This is a genomic window from Microcoleus sp. S36a_B3 (genome assembly GCF_036700745.1).
GTDB lineage: Bacteria > Cyanobacteriota > Cyanobacteriia > Cyanobacteriales > Microcoleaceae > Microcoleus.
In genome coordinates this window covers 93,785-114,821 of record NZ_JAUBPN010000016.1, presented here as the reverse complement: position 1 = coordinate 114,821, position 21,037 = coordinate 93,785, and the positions used below count along the sequence as shown (strand labels likewise).

The 21,037-nt window shown below is 46.1% G+C and carries 18 protein-coding genes; 9 read left to right on the top strand and 9 right to left on the bottom strand.

Going from position 1 to position 21,037, the window contains the following annotated elements; all coding sequences use genetic code 11:
- Positions 1-379 precede the first annotated feature (379 nt).
- The 4 genes from QUA01_RS18280 (at position 380) to obgE (ending at position 4,621) form a co-directional block, all read left to right on the top strand.
- Positions 380-1,453: a class I SAM-dependent methyltransferase gene (locus QUA01_RS18280; protein ID WP_333091481.1), complete on the top strand. Its 1,074-nt coding sequence runs from the start codon at positions 380-382 to the stop codon at positions 1,451-1,453.
- Between the two features lie 613 nt (positions 1,454-2,066).
- Positions 2,067-2,954 carry a Mo-dependent nitrogenase C-terminal domain-containing protein gene (locus QUA01_RS18275; protein ID WP_333091479.1) on the top strand — a complete coding sequence of 296 codons (888 nt, stop codon included), beginning with the start codon at positions 2,067-2,069 and terminating at the stop codon, positions 2,952-2,954.
- 420 nt (positions 2,955-3,374) lie between these two features.
- Entirely contained in the window at positions 3,375-3,542 is a 168-nt protein-coding gene (locus QUA01_RS18270; RefSeq protein WP_333091477.1) for a hypothetical protein, read from the top strand.
- A 38-nt stretch (positions 3,543-3,580) separates the two neighbouring features.
- A complete protein-coding gene (gene obgE, locus QUA01_RS18265; RefSeq protein WP_333091475.1) occupies positions 3,581-4,621 on the top strand; it encodes a GTPase ObgE in 1,041 nt (346 codons plus the stop codon).
- 220 nt (positions 4,622-4,841) lie between these two features.
- Here the strand turns inward: obgE and QUA01_RS18260 are convergent, their stop codons facing one another.
- The 3 genes from QUA01_RS18260 to QUA01_RS18250 all read right to left on the bottom strand — a co-directional run bounded on the left by QUA01_RS18260 (position 4,842) and on the right by QUA01_RS18250 (position 8,250).
- A complete protein-coding gene (locus QUA01_RS18260) occupies positions 4,842-5,249 on the bottom strand; it encodes a hypothetical protein (RefSeq protein ID WP_228050322.1) in 408 nt (135 codons plus the stop codon).
- A 173-nt stretch (positions 5,250-5,422) separates the two neighbouring features.
- On the bottom strand, positions 5,423-6,994 hold the full coding sequence (locus QUA01_RS18255; RefSeq protein WP_333091473.1) for a serine hydrolase: 1,572 nt from the start codon (positions 6,992-6,994) through the stop codon (positions 5,423-5,425).
- 290 nt (positions 6,995-7,284) lie between these two features.
- Entirely contained in the window at positions 7,285-8,250 is a 966-nt protein-coding gene (locus QUA01_RS18250) for an RNA methyltransferase (RefSeq protein ID WP_333091471.1), read from the bottom strand.
- Positions 8,251-8,378: 128 nt separating this feature from the next.
- On the opposite strand from QUA01_RS18250, the gene QUA01_RS18245 reads away from it, so the two are divergent.
- A complete protein-coding gene (locus tag QUA01_RS18245; protein ID WP_333091470.1) occupies positions 8,379-8,534 on the top strand; it encodes a DUF2256 domain-containing protein in 156 nt (51 codons plus the stop codon).
- Between the two features lie 64 nt (positions 8,535-8,598).
- On the top strand, positions 8,599-9,534 hold the full coding sequence (locus QUA01_RS18240) for an isoaspartyl peptidase/L-asparaginase (protein WP_333091543.1): 936 nt from the start codon (positions 8,599-8,601) through the stop codon (positions 9,532-9,534).
- A 237-nt stretch (positions 9,535-9,771) separates the two neighbouring features.
- On the opposite strand, the gene QUA01_RS18235 is transcribed toward QUA01_RS18240, so the two are convergent.
- From QUA01_RS18235 to QUA01_RS18225, 3 genes are all read right to left on the bottom strand, one after another.
- Positions 9,772-10,137, bottom strand: a complete 366-nt coding sequence (locus tag QUA01_RS18235) for an aspartyl protease (RefSeq protein ID WP_333091469.1) — start codon at positions 10,135-10,137, stop codon at positions 9,772-9,774.
- On the bottom strand, positions 10,134-10,457 hold the full coding sequence (locus QUA01_RS18230; protein ID WP_333091468.1) for a hypothetical protein: 324 nt from the start codon (positions 10,455-10,457) through the stop codon (positions 10,134-10,136). The genes QUA01_RS18235 and QUA01_RS18230 overlap by 4 nt, the downstream gene beginning before the upstream one ends.
- 69 nt (positions 10,458-10,526) lie before the next feature.
- Positions 10,527-11,774 carry a WD40 repeat domain-containing protein gene (locus QUA01_RS18225; RefSeq protein ID WP_333091467.1) on the bottom strand — a complete coding sequence of 416 codons (1,248 nt, stop codon included), beginning with the start codon at positions 11,772-11,774 and terminating at the stop codon, positions 10,527-10,529.
- A 195-nt stretch (positions 11,775-11,969) separates the two neighbouring features.
- Between QUA01_RS18225 and QUA01_RS18220 the strand changes: the two genes are divergently transcribed.
- The 3 genes from QUA01_RS18220 to QUA01_RS18210 all read left to right on the top strand — a co-directional run bounded on the left by QUA01_RS18220 (position 11,970) and on the right by QUA01_RS18210 (position 14,301).
- Positions 11,970-12,584 (top strand): hypothetical protein, encoded by a 615-nt coding sequence (locus QUA01_RS18220; protein ID WP_333091465.1) that lies wholly within the window; start codon positions 11,970-11,972, stop codon positions 12,582-12,584.
- 17 nt (positions 12,585-12,601) lie between these two features.
- Positions 12,602-13,363 (top strand): tetratricopeptide repeat protein, encoded by a 762-nt coding sequence (locus tag QUA01_RS18215; RefSeq protein ID WP_333091463.1) that lies wholly within the window; start codon positions 12,602-12,604, stop codon positions 13,361-13,363.
- 446 nt (positions 13,364-13,809) lie between these two features.
- Positions 13,810-14,301, top strand: a complete 492-nt coding sequence (locus QUA01_RS18210) for a hypothetical protein (RefSeq protein ID WP_333091462.1) — start codon at positions 13,810-13,812, stop codon at positions 14,299-14,301.
- Between the two features lie 860 nt (positions 14,302-15,161).
- Here the strand turns inward: QUA01_RS18210 and QUA01_RS18205 are convergent.
- From QUA01_RS18205 to glmU, 3 genes are all read right to left on the bottom strand, one after another.
- Positions 15,162-16,244, bottom strand: coding sequence for a ribonucleotide-diphosphate reductase subunit beta (locus tag QUA01_RS18205; protein WP_333117487.1), 1,083 nt, complete (start codon positions 16,242-16,244; stop codon positions 15,162-15,164).
- Between the two features lie 78 nt (positions 16,245-16,322).
- On the bottom strand, positions 16,323-18,581 hold the full coding sequence (locus QUA01_RS18200) for a ribonucleoside-diphosphate reductase subunit alpha (RefSeq protein WP_333091460.1): 2,259 nt from the start codon (positions 18,579-18,581) through the stop codon (positions 16,323-16,325).
- Positions 18,582-19,328: 747 nt separating this feature from the next.
- On the bottom strand, positions 19,329-20,714 hold the full coding sequence (glmU, locus tag QUA01_RS18195; protein WP_333091458.1) for a bifunctional UDP-N-acetylglucosamine diphosphorylase/glucosamine-1-phosphate N-acetyltransferase GlmU: 1,386 nt from the start codon (positions 20,712-20,714) through the stop codon (positions 19,329-19,331).
- Positions 20,715-21,037: the final 323 nt, after the last annotated feature.

Genomic DNA, 21,037 nt, shown 5'->3' with positions numbered 1-21,037 from the left:
AGAGTACAGAGGCGGAGAAGGCCAAAAGACTTGAATCTTTGCTTTTTCCACCTCGCCGGCCAACATACAATTTAAATGCGCCACAGTCGATCGAGATCCTAACTCCCATTTTTAGAGACACTCGGGTTTAGGGCTTAGTCGATTTGAGATTTGAAATTTGAGACTTATCCAAAATAAAGCTCTCAAATCGGATTTTCTACAATCTAAAAATCCTCAGCTACCAAACAAAATAAATCAAAAATCTGCTTTTTTATAGTCTCAAATTGTTGTATGATTAGCTCTCAAAAAAATTGTTAAAAACCAATAACTAATAACAAATAACTAATAACAAATAACTAATAACTAATAACAAATAACTAATAACTTCTTCCCGGAACCTATGGGCGCCCAAAGCACGATCGACCAAACCGAACAACTACCGCTGGTAACAAATCCCGACATTCTCCAGCAAGCCATCCTCTACAAAATTAACACTCGCGCCACCGCACGCGGAGAATTAGTTTTTCCCTGCCTGCCGGGAATGCTAAACCACTATCTCCAATCAATCGAAAAACTATTTACCACCCTCGACAGACCCCTGCCAGAAGACCGCAGGGAGGAACTCAAAAAGCTTTTAGCCACTAAATTAGAACAAGGCTACCGCACCTCAACAGCATCGATGCTGATCCTGCAATACGAATCAGTGCAGCCGCCGCAAACAGGCTTGGCCTGCAAAGTGATTGTTACTACCTCAACAGTTGGAGAACAGTATAAAACCTGGGTAGACACCAGAGAACCTCCCCTGTTCGGTTCTCATCCAGATGCAAAATTGATGGCAACGGCTGCTAAATTGGGAAATCCCGATCGCATCCGCATATTAGACGTGGGGGCAGGTACCGGACGCAACACCTTACCCCTAGCCAGATTGGGCTATGCTGTAGATGCGATCGAACTCACCCCAAGTTTTGCAGAACAACTCAAAGCAGCAGCAACAGCCGAAAACCTTCCCGTCACAGTAACCGAAGGCGACGTGCTCGACCCCTTAATGCGGATGAAACCAGCGGGCTACCAACTCGCAGTTGCCGCCGAAGTCATCTCGCATTTTAGAGACAGCGATCAAGTACGGCTTTTCCTAGCCAAAATGTGCGATTTCCTCTCTCCCGGAGGCCTGTTGCTGTTCAGCACATTTTTAACCGTCGGCGACTACCAGCCCGATGCCCTCGTGCGACAAGTTGCCCAACTTTCCTGGTCTACTTTATTCACGCCCGGTGAGCTCACCGCGGCAATGGAAGGGTTGCCCTTAGTCCCAATATCGAACGAGTTGGTGTGGGAGTACGAACGCCACCACCTACCAGAAACAGCCTGGCCGCCCACGCCCTGGTTTCCCAGTTGGGCAACAGGTAGAGATGTTTTCCCGATGGCAAACGCCCGTCCGCCAATGGAATTGCGCTGGATTTTGTGCCGCCGCAGTTAGTTATTTGTCAGTTGTCAGTTGTCAGTTGTCATTAGGAGTAATTTTTTTAATCAATCCCATCGTTTCGATGCGGCAACAGCAATCGAAACCTTTGACCGCAGCTTCTGCCTCGGAAGTCAGGAGGCAGGGGACTGGAGGCAGGAGGATTTTTCCTTCATCCCTTCCCCCTAAGTCGTTACAAGCCTGTCCTTTAAAGGGGATCAGAAATGGGGAGGGGTCTGAATCCTTTTCCAATTTCCGACCTCCTGCCTCCTGCCTTTCAACTCCTGCCTCCTTCTTTGAAGCTAACAGTCGCATCAATTTTTTTATTCCCAAATCATCAAGCCGGCTCGCGGTCAAATGTTGCAGCCGATATACAAAAATTTACAAAAATATATATTAAGATGTAAACATAGCGAAGTTCGATCGCCCCGTGCGAGAAAAACTCGGTTTCCTAGCAGATCCTAGTGTTAGCAAACCTGTGATTTCTTGCGAAAAATTCGATCGCCATCTGGAATCCGTGCAACTACAGTCAAGACCGGAAAAACCTACTCCTCCCGATAGATGACATTTTAGGGGAGTAGAGGTGGCAAATAAAATAACTCGCTAACCGGCGAAACTCCCGAGAAAAAATATGCTTTTAACACGTCCACTACAAGCATTTCGAGCAATCTTCAGGCACAAACCTTCAACAAAAAGCTCGATCGACCAAAAAAGCAGTAAAAATTATTTAGACGGGAATATTTCTCCCGCTCCAAACCAAGAAAAAGACTGCTACATCCCACTAGAAATGCTGATGAGTAACGCAAAAACCAACTGCACCGATGAAGAAATTACCGCTTGGCTGCGCGGATTGCTGACAATTGCTTGGGCCGACGGCAACTTTGACGAAAACGAGCAAAAAATGATTGCGAACCTAACTCAGGATGAATTACATCCAGTATCTACTGAGACAGATTTTGAACCGATTGCCGCAGAGGAACTAGCTGCTGTGTTAGGGAAAGGCACCGCCAACGGGGAGAATTTTTTGAGAACAGCAGTCATGGTAGCCTTAGCAGACGGTACGTACTCGCTGAGCGAAGATGAGGTACTGTACAAGTTTTGCACAGCTTTGGGTCACAACATCGAGGCGATCGAATCTCTGCGACACACCATCGCAGACAGCAACTGCGACCCCCAAGGGCCAAACAGCCAAATAGCCTTTGATTCAAACTCCGTCCCCGCCGGCACACCCCTTTCATCTCCCCTACGCAAACCACACCACAAAAACGTCCTGCAACCGGTTAAAGATTGGCTGGACTGCTGGGAAATTCACGATCCCAAAGTGGCACATTTTGTCTGCAAAATGATTCCGCCACAATGTCCGTTTGAGCGAGATGTTGTATTGTTCGGGCGCAAAATCGTCCACATTCCGGCGATGTGCAAGATTAACCCGCTTTACGAACAGTTGGTGGGGATGCGCTTTCGAGCTCTCTGCTATTTAGCAGATGATTGTCAGGAAGATGTATCGTCATATTGTTAGCAGTCATTAGTCATTAGTCATTGGTTATTGGTCATTGGTTATTGGTCATTAGTCATTGGTCATTAGTCATTTAGACATTGCGAAATCTAGGATTAATGAATGTAACGATTAACCAATGACTGCTAATTAGTCCGGGACGCAAAAAGCCGAGTTTTTCTGGAAAAAAGAATCGTTATAGCCAGCCGCCCCAGTAGAAAAACTCGGTTTATTCAATTTTTGTGGGTAAGTCCTGCTAATAGCAAATTTGTTGTTAAAATTATATTTTTCCAGCGACTGTAACTCGCTATTAGACTTCTTTTTAGGCAGCCTCAGCATTCTCAAGAAAAAGAGCAATATTCTACTGAAATCTGGTATTATACTAACCATTAGTGTCAAATTAACGTTAAAGCTAGTATGAGCCTGCTGTTTGACGATTAAGTTATGGATCGCCCAGCAGGAAGCACTCGCTACTCCCCCTTAACGAGGGGAGAACCGGAAGTGTTCAAAGTTCCCCTGATTAAGGGGGATGCGAGGGGGAGCGAGACTCGGATGAAAACGAGAGATACCAAAGGTTTTAGTCTTAAGTTGACACTGATGACTGCTGACTGATGACTAATGACTGCTGACTGATTACTATTGATTAAATTATGCAATTTATCGATCGAGCTGATATTCAAGTCGTGGCGGGTAAGGGCGGCGACGGTATGATCGCTTTTCGTAGAGAAAAGTATGTGCCGGCGGGCGGGCCTAGCGGCGGTACGGGCGGGCGCGGCGGTTCTGTGTTTATAGTGGCGGTGGAAAGTTTGCAAACGCTGCTAGATTTTCAGTACAACCGGATTTTTAAAGCTCAAGACGGGAAGCGGGGCGCGCCGAAGAATATGACTGGGGCTTCTGGGGACGATCGCACGATCGAGGTTCCCTGCGGTACGGTAGTTTACGATGCCGAAACTCAGGCGGTTTTAGCAGATTTGGTGGTTCCCGGACAGACTATTTGTATTGCTCAAGGTGGCAAGGGCGGTTTGGGTAATAAGTGTTTTTTGACTAATTCTAACCGGGCTCCTGATTATGCGTTACCGGGCAAGGAAGGCGATCACAAGTTTTTGCGGCTGGAATTAAAGCTATTAGCTGAAGTGGGAATTATTGGTTTGCCTAATGCTGGTAAGTCAACGCTGATTTCTGCTTTGTCGTCGGCTCGTCCTAAGATTGCAGATTATCCGTTTACAACCTTAATTCCGAATTTGGGGGTAGTTAGAAAGCCGACTGGTGACGGTACTGTTTTTGCTGATATTCCGGGATTAATTGCCGGGGCTCACGAAGGTGCGGGTTTGGGTTATGAGTTTTTGCGACACATTGAACGGACTCGGTTGTTGCTGCATTTAATTGATCTTACTGATGAAGATCCGATCGCCGATTACATCACAATTCAGGATGAGTTGAAGGCCTACGGGCGGGGTTTGGCAAATCGGCCGCAGATTTTGGCTTTTAATAAGGTGGATGCGATCGATCTTGAGGATGAGGAAATTGCAAGTGCGATCGGGCGATTGCAAGAAATTAGCGGTGCTCCGGTTTTGTTGATTTCCGCTGTGAGTCGAGTTGGGTTGGATCGATTGATGCAGGAAGTTTGGCAGAAACTCGACGAGATGAATGAGAAAGAGGCTGAGGAACTCTCAGCAGTGGGAGTTTTATAGCCCGGTTCTGATTCATGAGTTTTTGCGGTCATCGGTAGGTGTTTTTTTGAGGGGTCAATTTTTTCGGCTGTATTGCTTGCACAGCAAGGGTTTGAGGTGCAGTGCCGAAAAAAAACTATGACCGCAAACGCTGTAATGCTTGCTGTGATTAGTTTTGAGGGCTGTTGATTTTTTTGCCTCAAGCCATCGCCGGTGGCTGAAATGATACTTTTACGATCGATTACCTGAAATTCAACGAACTGCGAATCCGCCCGTTGTAATCCACCCTCACCCTCCCATCTTGAAAAACCGTCACCACCGTCTCCACCGTATACACAGACGCACCCGGTTTGTGACCTTGAAAAGTAAACGTCCAAGAACCATCCCCATTATCAACAAAAGGCGACTCTTCCGAAGCACCGTGCATCGCCGCTTCCGCTCGATATTTTCCTAAACCACCATTAGCATTTTCTGCAGCTTGACGGGCTAAATTTTTCGCGCGATTCAATTCGATATTGTTGGAAATAACCGTAATATCCGTAACTTCGCTTTCAGCAGAACGAAGGGGATTGCTGAATGCGGGAGAAACTCCCGCAGCTAAAGTTGAAAGCGCTAGCAAACAAGCAATTGGGGCGTGTAATTTCATCATACAAAATCATTTATACTTTCTGAAGTCTACAGCACTCGCACTCAGGATCCCGGAAGAGTTAAAAATTGTCCGAACAGCCTCTAAGTTATAGGTTCGCAGTTAGGATTTTAGTCCTGCGATTTTATGCGGACTCAAGTCCTGAATGCGAAACTATTTTAAGGCGAATTAATTAATTAATTTTTAATTTTTACCTTTGAATCGGCAGGCGTTTCCCCGTCGTTCAAATAGCGGTAACTCATCTTAGAAATATCCCGAATCAAACTTTGAGCAGGCTTCTCATTTTCCACCGGATGCTTCACCATCACCGCCACCAAATAACGCTTCCCGTTCGGCAAATCCACCATCCCCGCATCGGCCAGCATTGTATTAATATTACCCGTTTTGTGAGCAATAACTGAACCTTCCCCCAAACCTCTCGGTAGCAAAGTATCGTTTTTTGTTTGCCGCATAATTTGCAAAATGCGATCGCGCGACTTAACCGAAACCAAATTTCCGCGATCGATCTGCGCCATAACATTAATCAAATCCTTCGGGCTAGTAGTATTAGTTCCCTCCAAATCCGGCAACTTATTTCGCAGTACCGTCGCCCTCAAACCCCAAGCGGCAAAATGCTGATTCAAAACCTCAGCACCTCCCAACAATTCAATCATCATATTTGTCGCCGTATTGTCACTGATTACAATCATCTTTGTGACAACTTCCAAAGCCGAATATTTCGTACCTGCCGGATCGTCCTGCATTTGCCCAGAACCGCCCACAATATGTTCCGGCTTCAGCGTCACCACCTGATCTAACCGCACTTTGCCTTCATCTACTGCTTGGAAAAAAGCTGCTAAAATCGGCAATTTAATCGTGCTAGCTGAAGAAAAAGGCACGTCGCCGTTAAAATTTAGGTAGCTTCCAGTATCTAAATCAACTAAAAATATCCCCGCATTCAAGGTAGGATTTTCTGTTGCCATCACCTGAACTTGTGTTTTCAAAGCTCCTAATTCTTGATTCAGTTGTAGGGCTTCTGAAGCCAGCGGGGCTGCAACTGTGCTGTCGGATGGGTTTTTTGGCTGTGCGGGCGTTTCTTGTGTCGCTACAGCCGATCGATTCACAGCATTCGCCACCGACAGCAGAGTACCGCAAATCACCGCAATCCCAACTCCCAAAATCAGCAACCGAGTGGCGTACACCAACGGCGGCACCCTGGGAATAGCAGATTTTTTGCCCGGTCTATTGCTCCCTTGCGGGCGCGGTTTCGGCACAGGGGTTTTTTTGAAATTTGGGGCTGTTTCCAGCTCTAGAATAGCCGTTGGGGGCGCACTGGAGCGACTTTTGCGGGGGGCGCGGGGTTTTGTAGTTTCGGGCTCGTTGATGGGATTGCTGGCGATCGAACTTACATTTTCCAGACTTGGCTGTGGAAAATCGAACAAATCGACAGCCGCGAGATTTTTTTTGCGCGATTGGCGACTTTTCGACTGCGAAATTTTGGTAGTTTTGGGTTTTCTAGGGTTAATTGCCGATTTTGGATCGGACAAAAAGTCCTGTGCATTCAATTCTTCGGGGGAAGGCGCGGGAGAATTGGCTCTAATTTTCGTGACGCGGCTTGGTTGCGGTGATAAAGTGGCAGGTTCGGATGCTGGAATTTCTGGGCCGTTTGGCGGTTGGGGCGGGCGACGGCGGCCGGATTTGCCAGACTGACTTGTTTTGCCCGATTTAGGCGGTTGTGGCCCGGAGTTGGTAGAGGCTATCGAGGACATCACTGATAATATCGATCGTTTGGGAAACCGCTCTGCCACGTCTTACTCCTTCTGCACTGTAAATTTCAAGTTTAAGATTTTTTAGGTTGTCAGCCAATCAATTTGAGATTTTAGATTGGGAATTTTAGATTTATCCGAAACGCACCCGTGGTAGAAACCGGGTTTCTTGCCGGGAAATTACCTTAAAGTTGAGGTTTTTAGTCAAGAAACCCAGTTTCTTTGGTGACAAGCGGGTAAATCCTGTTCGCCAACAAGCCTCAATCTTACCTCCCAAATTATCTGCATTTCTCCTAGCTATCCGCTGGATTTTCCGGCAACGCATCCAGAGTATCAGAAACTGGCGATCGCGCGTAATTTTTTATTGCCCAATCTGTTTGGCGGAGAGTGCCCCGCAGCATGGCGACTTCATCCACTGTCGGATAGGCGCGATTGTACAAACGCCGAAACTTTTCCATCCTACTCGCTGCTGTGTGCGGCTGCAAATATCCAATTTTCAGCAGCAGTGTTTCTAGTTGCTGGTAATATCCCTCTAAATTTTCCAGCGGAGCACTGTTGGGGGGATTGGGAGAGGGGGAGAGGGGGAGAGGGGGAGAGGGGGGGATTGGGAGAGGGGGAGATTGGGAGAGGGGGGGATTGGGAGAGGGGGAGAGGGGGCGATTGGGAGAGTGGGAAAATATACCCTCGGACTTTTCCCTTCTCCGGGTAGCATCCGTGACATCCTTGACATCCGTGACATCCGCTACATCCGCTACAAAATCCGTTGCCGAACCTTCTTCCCGATATAATTCGTAGCAGCAAATAGCGACTGCTTGAGCGAGATTTAGGGAGGTGTAAGCATCGCTGCTGGGAATGCGGATCAGGCGCTGGGCGCGGTTTAATTCGCTGTTAGTCAAGCCGCAGTCTTCTCGACCAAAAATTAGGGCGCTGGGGGCTTCTAGGAGCCAAGGTAAAGCATCGGCTGGTGCTTCTAGCTGCATTGGGTGCGATCGACTGTCGTCTCCTGTAGTGGCGATCGCCCTGACACATCCTACCAAAGCTTCTGGTAAAGTTGCTACTACTTTAACCGTTTCCAAGACATCGGCGGCGCGCACGGCCATCAGTCGGGCTTCTTGCCCTAAATGATCGCATTGGGGATTGACCAAAATTAATTGGCGCAAACCCATATTTTTCATGACGCGGGCTACTGAACCCACGTTTAATGGCCCTGCGGGTTCGACTAAGACGATTCGGATGTTGGTTAATGCCGTTGCGACCATTGTTACTGGGAGATAGCTGAATTATAGTTATTGCATAAATCCTTGAATTTATCGGAAAACTGCCGATTTAATGTAGGTTAACGCGGATTAACGCGGATAATTTAAGATAGTGTCTTGTCAAAATTAGCATGGCTAAGCAGCGATCGAAATCTGACTTACCGACTAAGATGTGTCCTGTGTGCGATCGACCTTTTACTTGGCGCAAAAAATGGGCCGACTGCTGGGATGAGGTGAAATACTGTTCGGAACGCTGTCGCCGCCGTCGCAACAGTTCAGAAAATTAAAAATGTTTTGCTCTTTGCCAAACAAAAGCTAAGATTGCAAAAGAAAAATTTTATGGTTAAAAATATGGCATCGCAACAAGTGCAACCAAAGTTAGTTATTCACGGCGGTGCCGGTAGTTCTCTACACAGCAAGGGCGGAATTGAGGCGGTTCGCAAATCGCTTTATGATGTTTTGGAGGCCGTTTATCCGCTGCTCAAAGACGGTGCGAGTGCGGTAGATGCGGTGATACAAGGCTGTCGGTTGTTGGAAGATGACCCGCGATTTAATGCCGGTACCGGTTCTGTGGTGCAGTCGGACGGGCAAATTCGGATGAGTGCTTCGCTGATGGACGGTTTGCTGCAGCGTTTCAGCGGGGCGATTAATGTTTCTCGGGTTCAAAATCCGATCGAACTTGCTAAGTTTTTGCAGGCTTCGGACGATCGGGTATTGTCTGATTTTGGGGCGGCGGAATTGCTGCGAGAACTTCATTTGCCGATTTACGATCCGATGACGGATTTGCGTTTGCACGAGTGGATGCAGGAACGCCAAGGCAATTTTAGCAAGGCAATGGCTGATGTGGTGGCGGAACCTGCTGGTGTTGGTACGATCGGAGTTGTAGCTTTGGATTCCGGGGGGCGTTTGGCTGCTGGAACTTCGACTGGCGGCAAGGGTTTTGAACGGATCGGGCGGGTTAGCGACTCGGCGATGCCGGCGGGAAATTACGCGACTGGTAATGCGGCGGTTAGCTGTACGGGTATCGGCGAGCACATTATGGATGAGTGTTTGGCGGCGCGGATTGTGATTCGGGTAACGGATGGTTTGAGTTTGAAGGCTGCTTTTGAGCGTTCTTTTGCGGAAGCTGACTCGCGCCAGCGGGATTTTGGGGCGATCGGGATTGATGCTAGCGGTGCGATCGCGATCGGCAAAACTAGCGAGGTAATTCTGGGTGCTTTTCACGACGGTAAGCAAATGGGCGATACTTTGGAAGCCAACCAGGGAACGCTGATTTTTGTTGCTTAAAAAGCTTTCTGGATCGTTAGTTCAGATCCCCGACTTCTCCAAAGAGTCGGGGTGCTCGATCGGTGTTATTTAATATCAAGTCCCGATGAATAATTATCATAAAATTATCATTCGTAGGTTTGGTTGAGCGAAGTGACACCCAACGTCAAATTGAAGATTGTGTTGGGTTTCATTCTTCAACCAAACCTACCTATATCATAAGCGATCGCCCGGATATTATATAAAGATCCGACAACTTTACCCCAAACTCAGGATTCCCGCCACCAAATCTACCACTAACCGTTTAGTTTTTAGCCATTCCATCCCGATGATAATTTCTGGGATCTCATCTCCTACTACCACAGGAACATTAAATTCTTGACCGTCAATTTGTACAGTACCGATATAAATACTAAAATCACCTTCTCCTCGTGCCGTATTCATGGGGTATTGATCATCTACAAGTGGCCAATTAAAATCTAAATCTTGGCTGTTCATCGCCAACCAACCGGTGAATCCAGTATCTAGAAGGGCATCCACAAATATGAGTTCGCCATCATTCCCTACCAAACTTATTTCAAAAAATACTTGATTTCTCTCTTCATCAAACCTTCCTTGAATCATAAAATACTGCCGCAAACTCCGGTTTCATTCAAGCGCCGAACAACCATTAGTTTCTGGGGATAATTTGTTAGCAGTTGTCCAAAAGCGACGAGTTGATCTTTCTCAACAAAATATTCGCCACTATCAGGATCGATAACAACGTACCAATTATAGTGAGTCGCCATGAGTTCGTCACGGACTCGTTCAAAAATCGGGCGACAGCGCTGCCACCGCATTTGGCTTTCAGCTTTTTGTTTTGCTTTCTCTTCGGGAGAAATTGGAGTTTTTTTGTATTTGTCAGAGATCCGGCGGGGTTTCCAGCCGGCAGGTGCTGTTATCATAGTTTTTTTGTATTGGCTCTGAATCTATTTTATCTATTTTAGCAAATATCGCCTGTGACCTTAACAATCTTAACTTCGCAACTGCCAAAGTTTAACTGTACCATTCTCGCTGCCGCTAACCAGATTTTCGCCCAAATGCCCGATCGCCAACGCAGACACAGGGCCCGAATTTCCCTCCAAAGACTGCAGCAACTCGCCGCCAAGATTCCAAAGTCTGACAGTGCCGTCAAAACAACCCACAGCAAAGTATTTCCCGTCGGGGCTAATGGCGGCGGAAGTGATGCGAATTCCTGTTTCCATAGAATGCAATAATTCGCCTGTTTGCAAATTCCACAGGGCGAGATTTTTGTAGCCGTAACTGACAAGAATTTTGCTATCAGGAGTAATTGCTACATAATTTTCGCTGCCAAACGTTCGCCGCACTTCGCCGCTGGGAAGTTCCCACAAAGTGACTGTGGCGCGACAGAAACCGCTGGCTGCATTGAGGCCGCTGGCTACTAACATTTTGCCGTTTGGACTCAGGGCGATCGCACTTATATCATCTCCTTGATAGCCTTCCAAAACTTGCAGCAGTTGGCCGCTGTTGAGGTGCTGAAGCTTGACAGTGCCTCTGGTGGTGCCGATCGCCAAAATTTGCCAGTCGGGGCTCACAGCGACGGATTCGTGGCGGTGTACGTCTGCTAAACGCTTCAGCAGTTCGCCGTTTTGCAGGTTCCAGAGTTTGACTGTGCCCGCGCGCGATCGTGTCAGCAGCGTTTTGCTAGCGGGGCTGAAAGCAACTAACAACACGGCTGTTGAATGTCCGCAAATAGTCCGCAACAGTTCCCCGCTGTGCAAACTCCAAACCTTCACTGTACTGTCGTGGGAACCTGTTGCGAGTAATTGTCCGTCGGGACTGATGGCGGCGGATAGAATGCTGTCTGAATGTTGGAGAGTGGCTTTTAAGGTTGCGCCGGATGAGGTTTTTAGTTGTTTTTTATACCGGGCTATATCCAGCCAGTCGATCGCGTCTCTCCAATTTTTGAGAGCATTTCGGGGCCGATTTGTCAGCGTTTCTATATATCGATACAAAGTTTTAGATAAGTCAACCTCTACACCTTTGATTTGTTTGTTGAGAAGTGCCGCTATTTCGGCCGGGCTGCACCCGCACAGCAAGCCGCACAAATGCCTTTTTTCCACTGGTGTCAGCCCTCTTCTGGTGTGGGGGGCAAATTCTTGTTTGGCGTTTGCTAAGTCGCTGTAAAGCTTTTCGATGTCCCAGTCGCGGCTAGCCCGTGTAAAAGGTTCTTCTGGTCTATCGAGGTTTGAGGGTGTCATTTGTGGCAGTCGCGATCGAGTTCCTAGTCAAATTCCTAACCAAAATCCTAACATTCGCTGTGCGCGATCGGACTGCTTTCACCGCTAATCTATTTTTAACACAGCAAACAACCAAAAGAGTTTCGGGTAAAAAATCTGCGGAAATCCTGACTTCTACAGTTTGCTAAATAATTCTACATTAACCGGAGAAACAAAATGCCTGGTATTGCGATCGCCTTATTTTTTGGCCTCGGTTTGATTTTAAGTCTTGTTGGCTATATTTGGGGATTAGTTCAAGCTTTCGGACAGGAAACTTTTTGGGGAGTGCTTTACTTAATTGTACCCTGTGCTGCCTTAGTTTTTTATATCAAAAATTGGAGCAATCAACAAATTAGAAAAACTTTCTTGATTCAATGTGCTGGCTTGCTAATGTTTATTTTGGGAGGTCTTACTACTTCAGTATTTTATGGCGCAAATTTTACAAACAGCCCGGATTCTGAGCTGAATCAAGAACTAAAAAATAACAATCCATCGCCCTCTTCTTTTCCTGGGGATCTTAACACTTCTCCATCACCAAGTCAAAAATCACCTCCGAGTTCTGGGCTATCTCCTCAAAGTTCTCTAGCACCCGATAGCAAAGATGAGTTCAAACAATCGATGAAACTCGGCTATGTCTACTACGCGCAGCGAGACTATCCAACGGCTTTAATCCATTTTAACAAAGCTTTGGAGGCGCGATCGGGCGATGGTTATGCTCTCAAGGCTGTTGAAAATACCAAAAGCGCGTTAGCGAAGCCCTCGAAGAGGATCGTCCAAGCAAAGGCTAAATAACCCACATACACATTCACTTGAAATTGATTAAACATAAAATCATGAAACAGACATCAGATAAACTAAAATTCGTAGAAATGTTCGCATTTTGGATACAGCTATTTGTTGGGGGGAGTTTTTTATTGGTCGGTTTGTTTGGGGGTTTGTCTTCTGGCAGTTTTTTCGTTTATTTATTTGCTGTAGTTGGTTTGCTGTTGATGATATTCGTAGAGATTGAGACAATTACATTTGACAAAAATCTCGGTCATCTGACTATCAAGCGGCATAAACCACTCATTGCCAAGACGAAACTTATCAAACACCTACTTCAAGATATTTCAGGTGTGGAAATACAGGAAATGTCAAGTAGCGAGAGCAATACCTATCGTATCTGTCTTGTGTTGCACTCAGGTAAGCAACGTGTTCCTCTAACTTCTTCCTTCAGCACTGGTTTAGGAAGCAAGCACAAAAAAGCCGAAGTCATTGCGACATTTTTGGATATCCGAAATTACGGTCTTGATGGCTTTCCCACAGACAACTCTAACGAACTTAAATGGGAGACTATAGCAGAGGAAATTACCCACTGGGAAACTGCAATCAAAAGTGATTCTAATGATGCTGATGCTCACCTGAGATTGGGATTAGCTTTGATGCTTCAAGACAAAACAAAAAATAAAGAACAAGCAATGGGCTATCTAAAACAGGCCGAGACTTTATTCAAAGCTCAAGGCTGTGACGAAGAAGCTATGCAGGCTGCTCAACTTTACGGCGCGGCTTATTGGGGAATGCTGGGAAAGTGAGGTTCAGATGCAGTCTTGGATACACTCCGACTGAAGAAACCGGGTTTTTTGCAAAAAGATGCGTTGTAATCTGCCGATTCGGTAAAAAGTCCGGTTTCTCGGTTTTATCTAAGTCCTAATTATCCAACATCTAAACTTTACAGTCAAGTTTGAATAAACTCTTGTGGGAAGTAAGGGTTTGGCATCTTGCCCGCCCTCAACATACAATAATTATGACTTTTATGAATTTAATTAATGAATTATATGAATTGACCTGAAAAGAAAACTGTTTGATAATTGTAGTTAAGACCTTTTCTGTAGAAATAATAGGAAAACTAAAGTTCTCAGTCAAAATTCTAGAAAATTCGTATTTGGACGCTTCGGGAAATAGAGGAGTATGGCAGATGTTTAATTTATTAAATCTTAGTTTCTAAATAACCTTGTTTAAAAAATCCCAATATCGACTCATGAAAGTTATCAAGCAAACACCAACTCAACTAACAATTCAAACTTGTAGATTCTGGGATGGTTTGTTATTAATTTCTCCTTTTATCGTAATTGGCTTAGGGCAGATTGTTTTCGTGTCAAATTGGATAGGTGGAGGTATATTTTTGTTGTTTTCGCTGTGTTTGTTGGACGGCGCAATAGATGAAATTTATATTTTTGATAAAAGTTGTGACAAAATGACCGTTAAACGACGGGGTTTGTGGCTGAATCGCGTTACACAAGGCTCAACTCGCAATATTTGTGCGGTGGAATTAAACGCAATAGCAGATAGCGAGGGGAATTTCAGCTACTATGTTGATTTGTTGATGTTGGGGGGCGATCGCGTTTGTTTGGGAAGTAATGCGATCGCCAAAGAACAGCAAAAAACTGTTGACTTGATTTGCGAGTATCTGAATTTAGCACCGCACAAGTCAGCGATCGGGATTAAAAATGAGAAAATTGTGTTATTTTGAGGCGCACAGTCTCATATTTCTTTGCTAAAGCTGTTGATGGTAGCTAAAGCTCTAATTGCTGAGATTTATCAACGTTTTTATGCGTTTATTTAAGATTATTCGCCACCCCACAGCTTATCTCAAACCAAGGCGCAAGTAAACTCGTGACATTAGTTGTAGGGGAGAAATTTTTAAGCTAATCTATGAATAATACAAAATCCGACTTAAATACCCCCTTGATTCTTTAGTGCTTCTGGCCTAGAAGGAAAGGAAAGTTTGGGATGCGTTTCAACCGCCCGCTAAGAGAGGAGTTGTTGGCGCGGATTGGGTTGAATCGCCGTTACGCATCAATTTTTGGGCGAGTCTGCGAGTAAGCTGTTGCTCATATAGATTTTGTAGGGCGATTGAGGGGGAGAAGGGGAGAAGGGGAGAAAGGGAGAGGGCGATCGCACTAAGGAATTAAAATTTAATAATATCAAATCCTCTCTTCATCGCAATAGTAAATTCACTATTGACTGTTGACAGTTAACATCATTCCGATGTAACCGGAAACGATATAAATTAAGCGATTGGCGCGTTACTTTCGCTCTGCCTGGTAATGCAGATTGGGGAGGATATGCCTCTCTTTAACCCTGAGCTTCTGGAGAGATAGAAGTGTGGCAGATGTTTAATTTATTAAATTTTCGTTCCTTTAAGCTGTTGTTAGTTTGTGGGTGTGTCCTTCGCTCGAAAGGTTATATATATTATTAGCTTTTGTGCGATCGGGGAAAACAAAAGCTAATAAATATTTCGTTAACATTCAATCAAGAACATCTTAGACTTTAGCCGAATGACATTTCCCGCGACAAATCAATCAAGAGTGTCAGTTCGATGGCCAAAAGCTAGAAATCATCCCAACCTTCAAGGCTAGAAGACATCACGTAACTGGTGACACTGGACTCAAAGAAGTTGGCTTTTGTGTTTGCCTCTTTCTTTGTATCCGAAAATCGCTCCAAATGAGCGTAGGGGCTTTTCTTGTATTTCATATCAGGAAAAAGCGGTTCTAAGCCGATCGCCTTGAGTCGCTGATTCGCAAGGTACTTTGTATATTGCTCTGTGCTGCTGGTTGTGATACCTAGAATGCTATCTCCAACAATGTGCTCGGCCCACTGAGACTCGTGTTCCACCGCAGTCGCAAACATTTCGTAGATTTGCTCCTGACTGTGCGGAAAGATTTCCATCGCTTCTGGAAGTAATTTCTGATACAGCCGCACATGGGAAAGTTCATCTCGGTTGATCATTCTAAAGATATCGGCACTTCCAGCCATCAGCATCCGTGAGGACAGATTGTAGAAAAAGTTGAATCCATTGTAGAAGTACAACCCTTCTAGCAGATAATCTGCCATCAGCGAGACAAAATAGTTTTCTGGGGTTGGATCGTCAACATACTTTTGATACAGTCCGGCGATGAATTGACAGCGCTGTTTCAACACTCGATCGCTGCGCCAAAACTCATAAACTTGGGAACGGCGATCGCTAGGAACAATGGTTTCAATGATGTACTGATAGGACTGATTGTGCATTGCCTCCTGAGAAATTTGTTCCGCCATGCACAAGGAGATTTCGGGTGCGGTAACACTATTTTTGATGTGCGGCACATTGCAGGTTTGTACCGAATCGAGAAATGTCAGATAGCTGAGGATGCCATCAAAAGCTCGCCGTTCCCCAGTCGTGAGATTAGCATAATCAGTCACATCCTGAGTCACATCAATTTTTTCAGGAATCCAAAAGTTTTCCCGCATTTGTCGGTACAGCCCAACTGCCCAGCCGTAGCGAACATCGTTCAACTGCATTAAGTTGGTTGTTTCGCCAAACCAAATTTTGCGATTTCCTGTTGCATCATTCCCCAGGGGATTGAACACGGGGTTAATTGGCATTCGATTTGATGCAGTCGCTGGAATGGGTGTAGCTAGACTTAAAACCATTGTGAGTTCATCCGATATAGTTAATACAACAATTGAGGGCAGTTCATGAACACAGTTTATCAACCGTGAAATAATCAGTTAATTCGCGCAAGCAACACAGCCATCGTTAGATTCTTTGAAACTATCTTTCTGTACGGTGCGAATGTAGTAGATTGCTTTGCAGCCAGAGTGCCAAGCTAACACCAAGATGTCAAAGATATCTTTTGCCTTGAGAGAGCGATCTGGTTCATCAGGAAAATACACACCTGCATTTAGATTGAACAATAATTCCATTGAAATTCCTGTATCAATCCACTGCTGCATCGTGGCGATCGCGTGGATTACCACCCGTTGATTCAGCGTCTTGTTTTCACTGTAAAACCAGAAATGATCCCGAATGTAAGGTGGCGCAACCGGAACCGTCCCTTTGGCCCATTTTTCATAGAAGAACCTGCTATAAACGGGCAACACACTGGCAGTACAACCTTGGACTAAGGATGAAGAGGTATTGGGTGCGATCGCCGTGATATGGGAATTGCGAATGCCATGCTGTTGAATCGCCTGACTCAAGGTTTGCCAACGTTCCGGCTGACGGGCGTTTTCCAAAAACCACTTCACGGGCTTTGCTCCTACCAAATGACCTTTACTCCATTCACTGCCGGGAAAAGCAGGATAGGCTCCTCGCTCTTTTGCCAGATTCATTGATGCGGCGGTGCAATAGTAACCGATGTCTTCAAACACATTGCTAATCTCTTGCAGGTGATTGTAAGTTAGATGGCGCTTGGCCAACCAATCGGCTAACCCCATGCAGCCCACCCCAATCGTGCGATATTTGTTGTTATGTGTGGTGCTGGCGGCAAAGGGCGGTGTGGTTAGATCGATCGTGTTATCCAAAATCCGCACGGCTGTCTGACAAATCTGTTCGATCGATCGCGCATCATCTTCTAAATTTGCCAGATTAAGGCTGACCAAGTTACAGGTATGGGCTTCTTCCCCTGGCTTCACATTCGACCAAGATTCCTGACAGAGATTTCCACCTGGAATATAGCCTTGATGCTGATTAGGATTTGCCAGATTGACCGTATCCTTAAACCAAAGATAGGGCATTCCAGTTTCTAACTGAGTTCGCATCACGTCTTTGAACAACAGACGAGCATTCACCTTTTTGTATAGCGTAATTTCTCGATCCAAGCTGGCTTCGATTTGAGCGTAGGCAGCTTCAAAAGATTCTCCCCACAGTTCAGCCAGTTCGATGCCCAGCTTTGTTCGCACCTCATAGGGGTCAATCAGCGTCCACTCCGCATCGGCTTCCACTCGTCGCATGAACTCATCACTAACCACCAACTGCGGAAACACATCATAGGCTTTCCGCCGCTGATCCCCATTCTCGGTTTGCATCTCCAAAAATTCGGGCAAATCCAAATGCCAGGTATCTAAACTGACGGTGATCGCCCCGGCTCTCCGTCCGCCCTGATTGACGGCGATTGCGGTATCGTTGAGCAGCTTCACCCAGGGAATCACCCCGCCCGAAGCATTGGCTTTCCCCATCACCCAACTGCCCGTTGCCCGAATCCGAGACAAATTAACCCCGACACCGCCACCGTTTTTAGAGATCCTAGCGGCATCATGAATCCCAGAAAAAATGCTTTCGAGATTGTCATCTAATGCGGTGATAAAGCAACTGGCGAGAGAACCGTCAGGAATTCGCAGGTTTGCCAGAATCGGCGTTGCCAAAGAAATCTGCCGGCGTGCCAACATTTCATAGAACTGCTTGGCCCACTGGAGCCGCTGTTCTGGTGCTTCCGCCCAGGCCAACAACAGCGCACAGGTCAATAGGGATTCTTGGGGCAATTCATTCGGCAATAGATACCGTTTTGTCAGCAACACGGCTCCAGCGTAATCGTAGTCAGCATCCCAATCCGGCTCGATCCACTCATTGGCAATTTCTAACTCTGCGGGAGTGTAGGTCAAGATGCGACGATCGTACTGCCCTTCGAGGACTTTAGCTTGCACAGTCCGGGCATAGTCACCATATTGATAGCCCCGACTCACCTGAATGTCTTTCCACAAACTCCAAATGTGCAGCCTCCCTGCGGCATAGCGCCAATCGGGTTCTTCAGGACTGCACAACTCCAACGCACAGCGGATCAGATTGTCTTGAATTTCTCTGGTTGTAATGCCGGGACGCAGCTTAGTGGTCAGGCTGGCTTCTAGGGCGATCGGGTTTGCCGATAGTTCTCGACAAGCCCAGTTGACGACTGCGCGAATTTTTGTAATATCGAGTTCCGTCGTAGAACCATCTCGGCGAATCACCTGAATATTGCTTGTAGAAAACTCGGCAACAGATGTAACTTGCATGGCAATTAATAACGATTAAGGCGCAGTGGATAGGAAGGCAAACGAATCCAGGAATGGATTATAAAGTGCCACCCCTTGAGACATAAAAAATGGGCAATTGAAAAGTCGTAATGACTAGGTTAAAAGCAATGCTTCAACCAGAACCGATCGACTTTCAAAGCAAATATTTTCAAAAACCCGATCGGGGAAAATCCGCCCCAGGATGATGCCTAGTTCGATCGGTGATTTGCGCTCAGTATAGATCAATTATTGTCACTTCGCACATTAATTTACGCTATTGCTAGCGTTGAGATCGGGACTAGACGCTACATATTGCTATATGACTAGGTTTGTAGGATTAGAGGCAGCATTTCCTCGCTCTACAATCAATCTGGCAGCGATTAAACAAAGCAGTTCGATCGCGTTCAATTGTGCTATAATCCGCGACTATTCGGTTTTGGTGAAAAGCAGCCATCAGACGGAAAGAGGAAAAAGCAATGCAAATCTGCCGCTGTCCCGCAACTGTCAGGAGAAGTGCTATAGCGGTTCTCAAGCGTGGTGAGATATGCCCTATGTCCTATGTCCTATGCCCTATGTCGGATAGTACCTCCTATGAGAACACAGAAAGGCTACATACAACACGATTACGCTGGTTTCAGTTTTCGTGGCTTGATTAGTTGACTTTTGCGCCCCACCGACAGAGATTAACTACAAAACTAGCCGGTGCGATCGGCGCACCCAACAGCAGAATGTGCGTACATAATAATGTTATTTTTCCGGTTCTTTGAGTTTCCAACCTGGTTTGACAACTTGCCGCGATCGGGCAATTACTAAACAGTCATTCGGCACTTCTTCAGTTACGACAGAACCTGCTGCTACTGTAACATTTTCTCCCAAAGTTATCGGTGCAACCAGCACGCTGTTGGAACCGATTTTAGTTCCCGATCCTATTTGAGTTTTGTGCTTATTCTTTCCGTCGTAATTGGCGGTAATTGTCCCAGCACCGATGTTGACTTTTTCTCCCAAACTCGCGTCGCCTAAATAAGACAAGTGAGCGATATTAGTTCGATCGCCAATTTGAGCATTTTTCAATTCTACAAAATTGCCGACGCGACAGTTTGCACCTATTTGGGCGTGTCCCCGCAAGTGCGCGTAGGGGCCGATTCGCGAATTTTCGGCGACAATGCTGTCAGAAATTACCGAATAAAGCACAGTCACATTTTCGCCAATTTGACTGTTTTCAATCAAAGATCCGGGCCCGATGCGACTCCTGGAGGCGATCGAAGTTTTTCCCCGCAAATGAGTTTGCGGTTCAATTACCACATCCGCTTGCAACTCTACGGTATCATCGATCGTAATGCTGTGGGGATCGATAAGTGTCACTCCCGCCCTCAGCCACTTATCCTTGATCCGCGTTTGCAAAATATCGGAAGTTGTGGCTAAATGTTTGCGATCGTTAATGCCCAATATTTCTTGATAATCTTCGACATCCACCGCCATCACCGGAGAAAGGCTGCTTACCGTATCAGTTAGGTAATATTCTTTTTGGTCGTTATCTGCCTTCAAATCTGGCAAAATTTTCTCTAAATCCGGCCAGTGAAAGCAGTAAACACCTGCATTAATTCGGTGGTTTTGCTTTTGAGCTTGGGTGCAATCTCGGTCTTCTATAATTTGCTGAACTAAGTTTTGACTGTCGGTAAATACTCGCCCATATCCTTGAGGATCGGGCAAATTAGCTGTCAATATAGTAGCCGAGTTTTGGTGCTGTTTGTGAACGGCCATCAATTGTTTGATTGTTTCTGCCCTCAGCAAAGGTACATCGCCATTTAAGACCAGCAAATCTCCTTGAAATCCCTCTAAGTGAGGCAGCAATTGTTGGATGGCGTGACCGGTTCCCAATTGTTCGGTTTGTTCGACAAATTCTAGGGGAGGAGATTGAGGATTGTCCGCTATTTCTTTACCTTCAATCAGAGATTCTTTAACGAGTTCGCTGCGATAACCGACTATGACAAGTCGCCGGGAAATTTCAATTTCTTGACAACTTTGAAGGACTCGCTCAACGAGGGTTCGCCCGCCCAATTCGTGGAGAACTTTGGGCAAGTCAGATTTCATGCGCGTGCCGCGTCCAGCCGCTAAAATTGCTATTGCTATCATTGTGCGATCGAGTTTTTTGCTATAAAAACTTGAATATTGACTAACTGATGATATCACTCACAGTCCGTCGATGCCACTGCGATCGCACAATTTTTTAATCTTAAATCTCCAATCTCCAATCCGGGCGTGCCCTGTCTTTTTCCCGCCGGATGTCGGTTTGAGGCGCGAGGCTTGCGGTTTGACTCGATCGCCCTGGGGTAGATAGAGCTCCGGGCACGGTATCAAATTTCCGACGACTGAAGTCCTTACTACAAAACGGACTCAGGTTTTTCGTGAGGAGTGCAGTTTTTCCCGAAGGGATGCCGCGGGGGCGATCGAGAGCG

Excerpts from the sequence above, each read along its gene's own strand:
- QUA01_RS18280 (WP_333091481.1), top strand. The coding sequence starts at position 380 with ATGGGCGCCCAAAGCACGATCGACCAAACCGAACAACTACCGCTGGTA.
- QUA01_RS18275 (WP_333091479.1), top strand. The coding sequence starts at position 2,067 with ATGCTTTTAACACGTCCACTACAAGCATTTCGAGCAATCTTCAGGCAC.
- QUA01_RS18270 (WP_333091477.1), top strand. The coding sequence starts at position 3,375 with ATGGATCGCCCAGCAGGAAGCACTCGCTACTCCCCCTTAACGAGGGGA.
- obgE (WP_333091475.1), top strand. The coding sequence starts at position 3,581 with ATGCAATTTATCGATCGAGCTGATATTCAAGTCGTGGCGGGTAAGGGC.
- QUA01_RS18260 (WP_228050322.1), bottom strand. The coding sequence starts at position 5,249 with ATGATGAAATTACACGCCCCAATTGCTTGTTTGCTAGCGCTTTCAACT.
- QUA01_RS18255 (WP_333091473.1), bottom strand. The coding sequence starts at position 6,994 with ATGTCCTCGATAGCCTCTACCAACTCCGGGCCACAACCGCCTAAATCG.
- QUA01_RS18250 (WP_333091471.1), bottom strand. The coding sequence starts at position 8,250 with ATGGTCGCAACGGCATTAACCAACATCCGAATCGTCTTAGTCGAACCC.
- QUA01_RS18245 (WP_333091470.1), top strand. The coding sequence starts at position 8,379 with ATGGCTAAGCAGCGATCGAAATCTGACTTACCGACTAAGATGTGTCCT.
- QUA01_RS18240 (WP_333091543.1), top strand. The coding sequence starts at position 8,599 with ATGGCATCGCAACAAGTGCAACCAAAGTTAGTTATTCACGGCGGTGCC.
- QUA01_RS18235 (WP_333091469.1), bottom strand. The coding sequence starts at position 10,137 with ATGATTCAAGGAAGGTTTGATGAAGAGAGAAATCAAGTATTTTTTGAA.
- QUA01_RS18230 (WP_333091468.1), bottom strand. The coding sequence starts at position 10,457 with ATGATAACAGCACCTGCCGGCTGGAAACCCCGCCGGATCTCTGACAAA.
- QUA01_RS18225 (WP_333091467.1), bottom strand. The coding sequence starts at position 11,774 with ATGACACCCTCAAACCTCGATAGACCAGAAGAACCTTTTACACGGGCT.
- QUA01_RS18220 (WP_333091465.1), top strand. The coding sequence starts at position 11,970 with ATGCCTGGTATTGCGATCGCCTTATTTTTTGGCCTCGGTTTGATTTTA.
- QUA01_RS18210 (WP_333091462.1), top strand. The coding sequence starts at position 13,810 with ATGAAAGTTATCAAGCAAACACCAACTCAACTAACAATTCAAACTTGT.
- QUA01_RS18205 (WP_333117487.1), bottom strand. The coding sequence starts at position 16,244 with ATGGTTTTAAGTCTAGCTACACCCATTCCAGCGACTGCATCAAATCGA.
- QUA01_RS18200 (WP_333091460.1), bottom strand. The coding sequence starts at position 18,581 with ATGCAAGTTACATCTGTTGCCGAGTTTTCTACAAGCAATATTCAGGTG.
- glmU (WP_333091458.1), bottom strand. The coding sequence starts at position 20,714 with ATGATAGCAATAGCAATTTTAGCGGCTGGACGCGGCACGCGCATGAAA.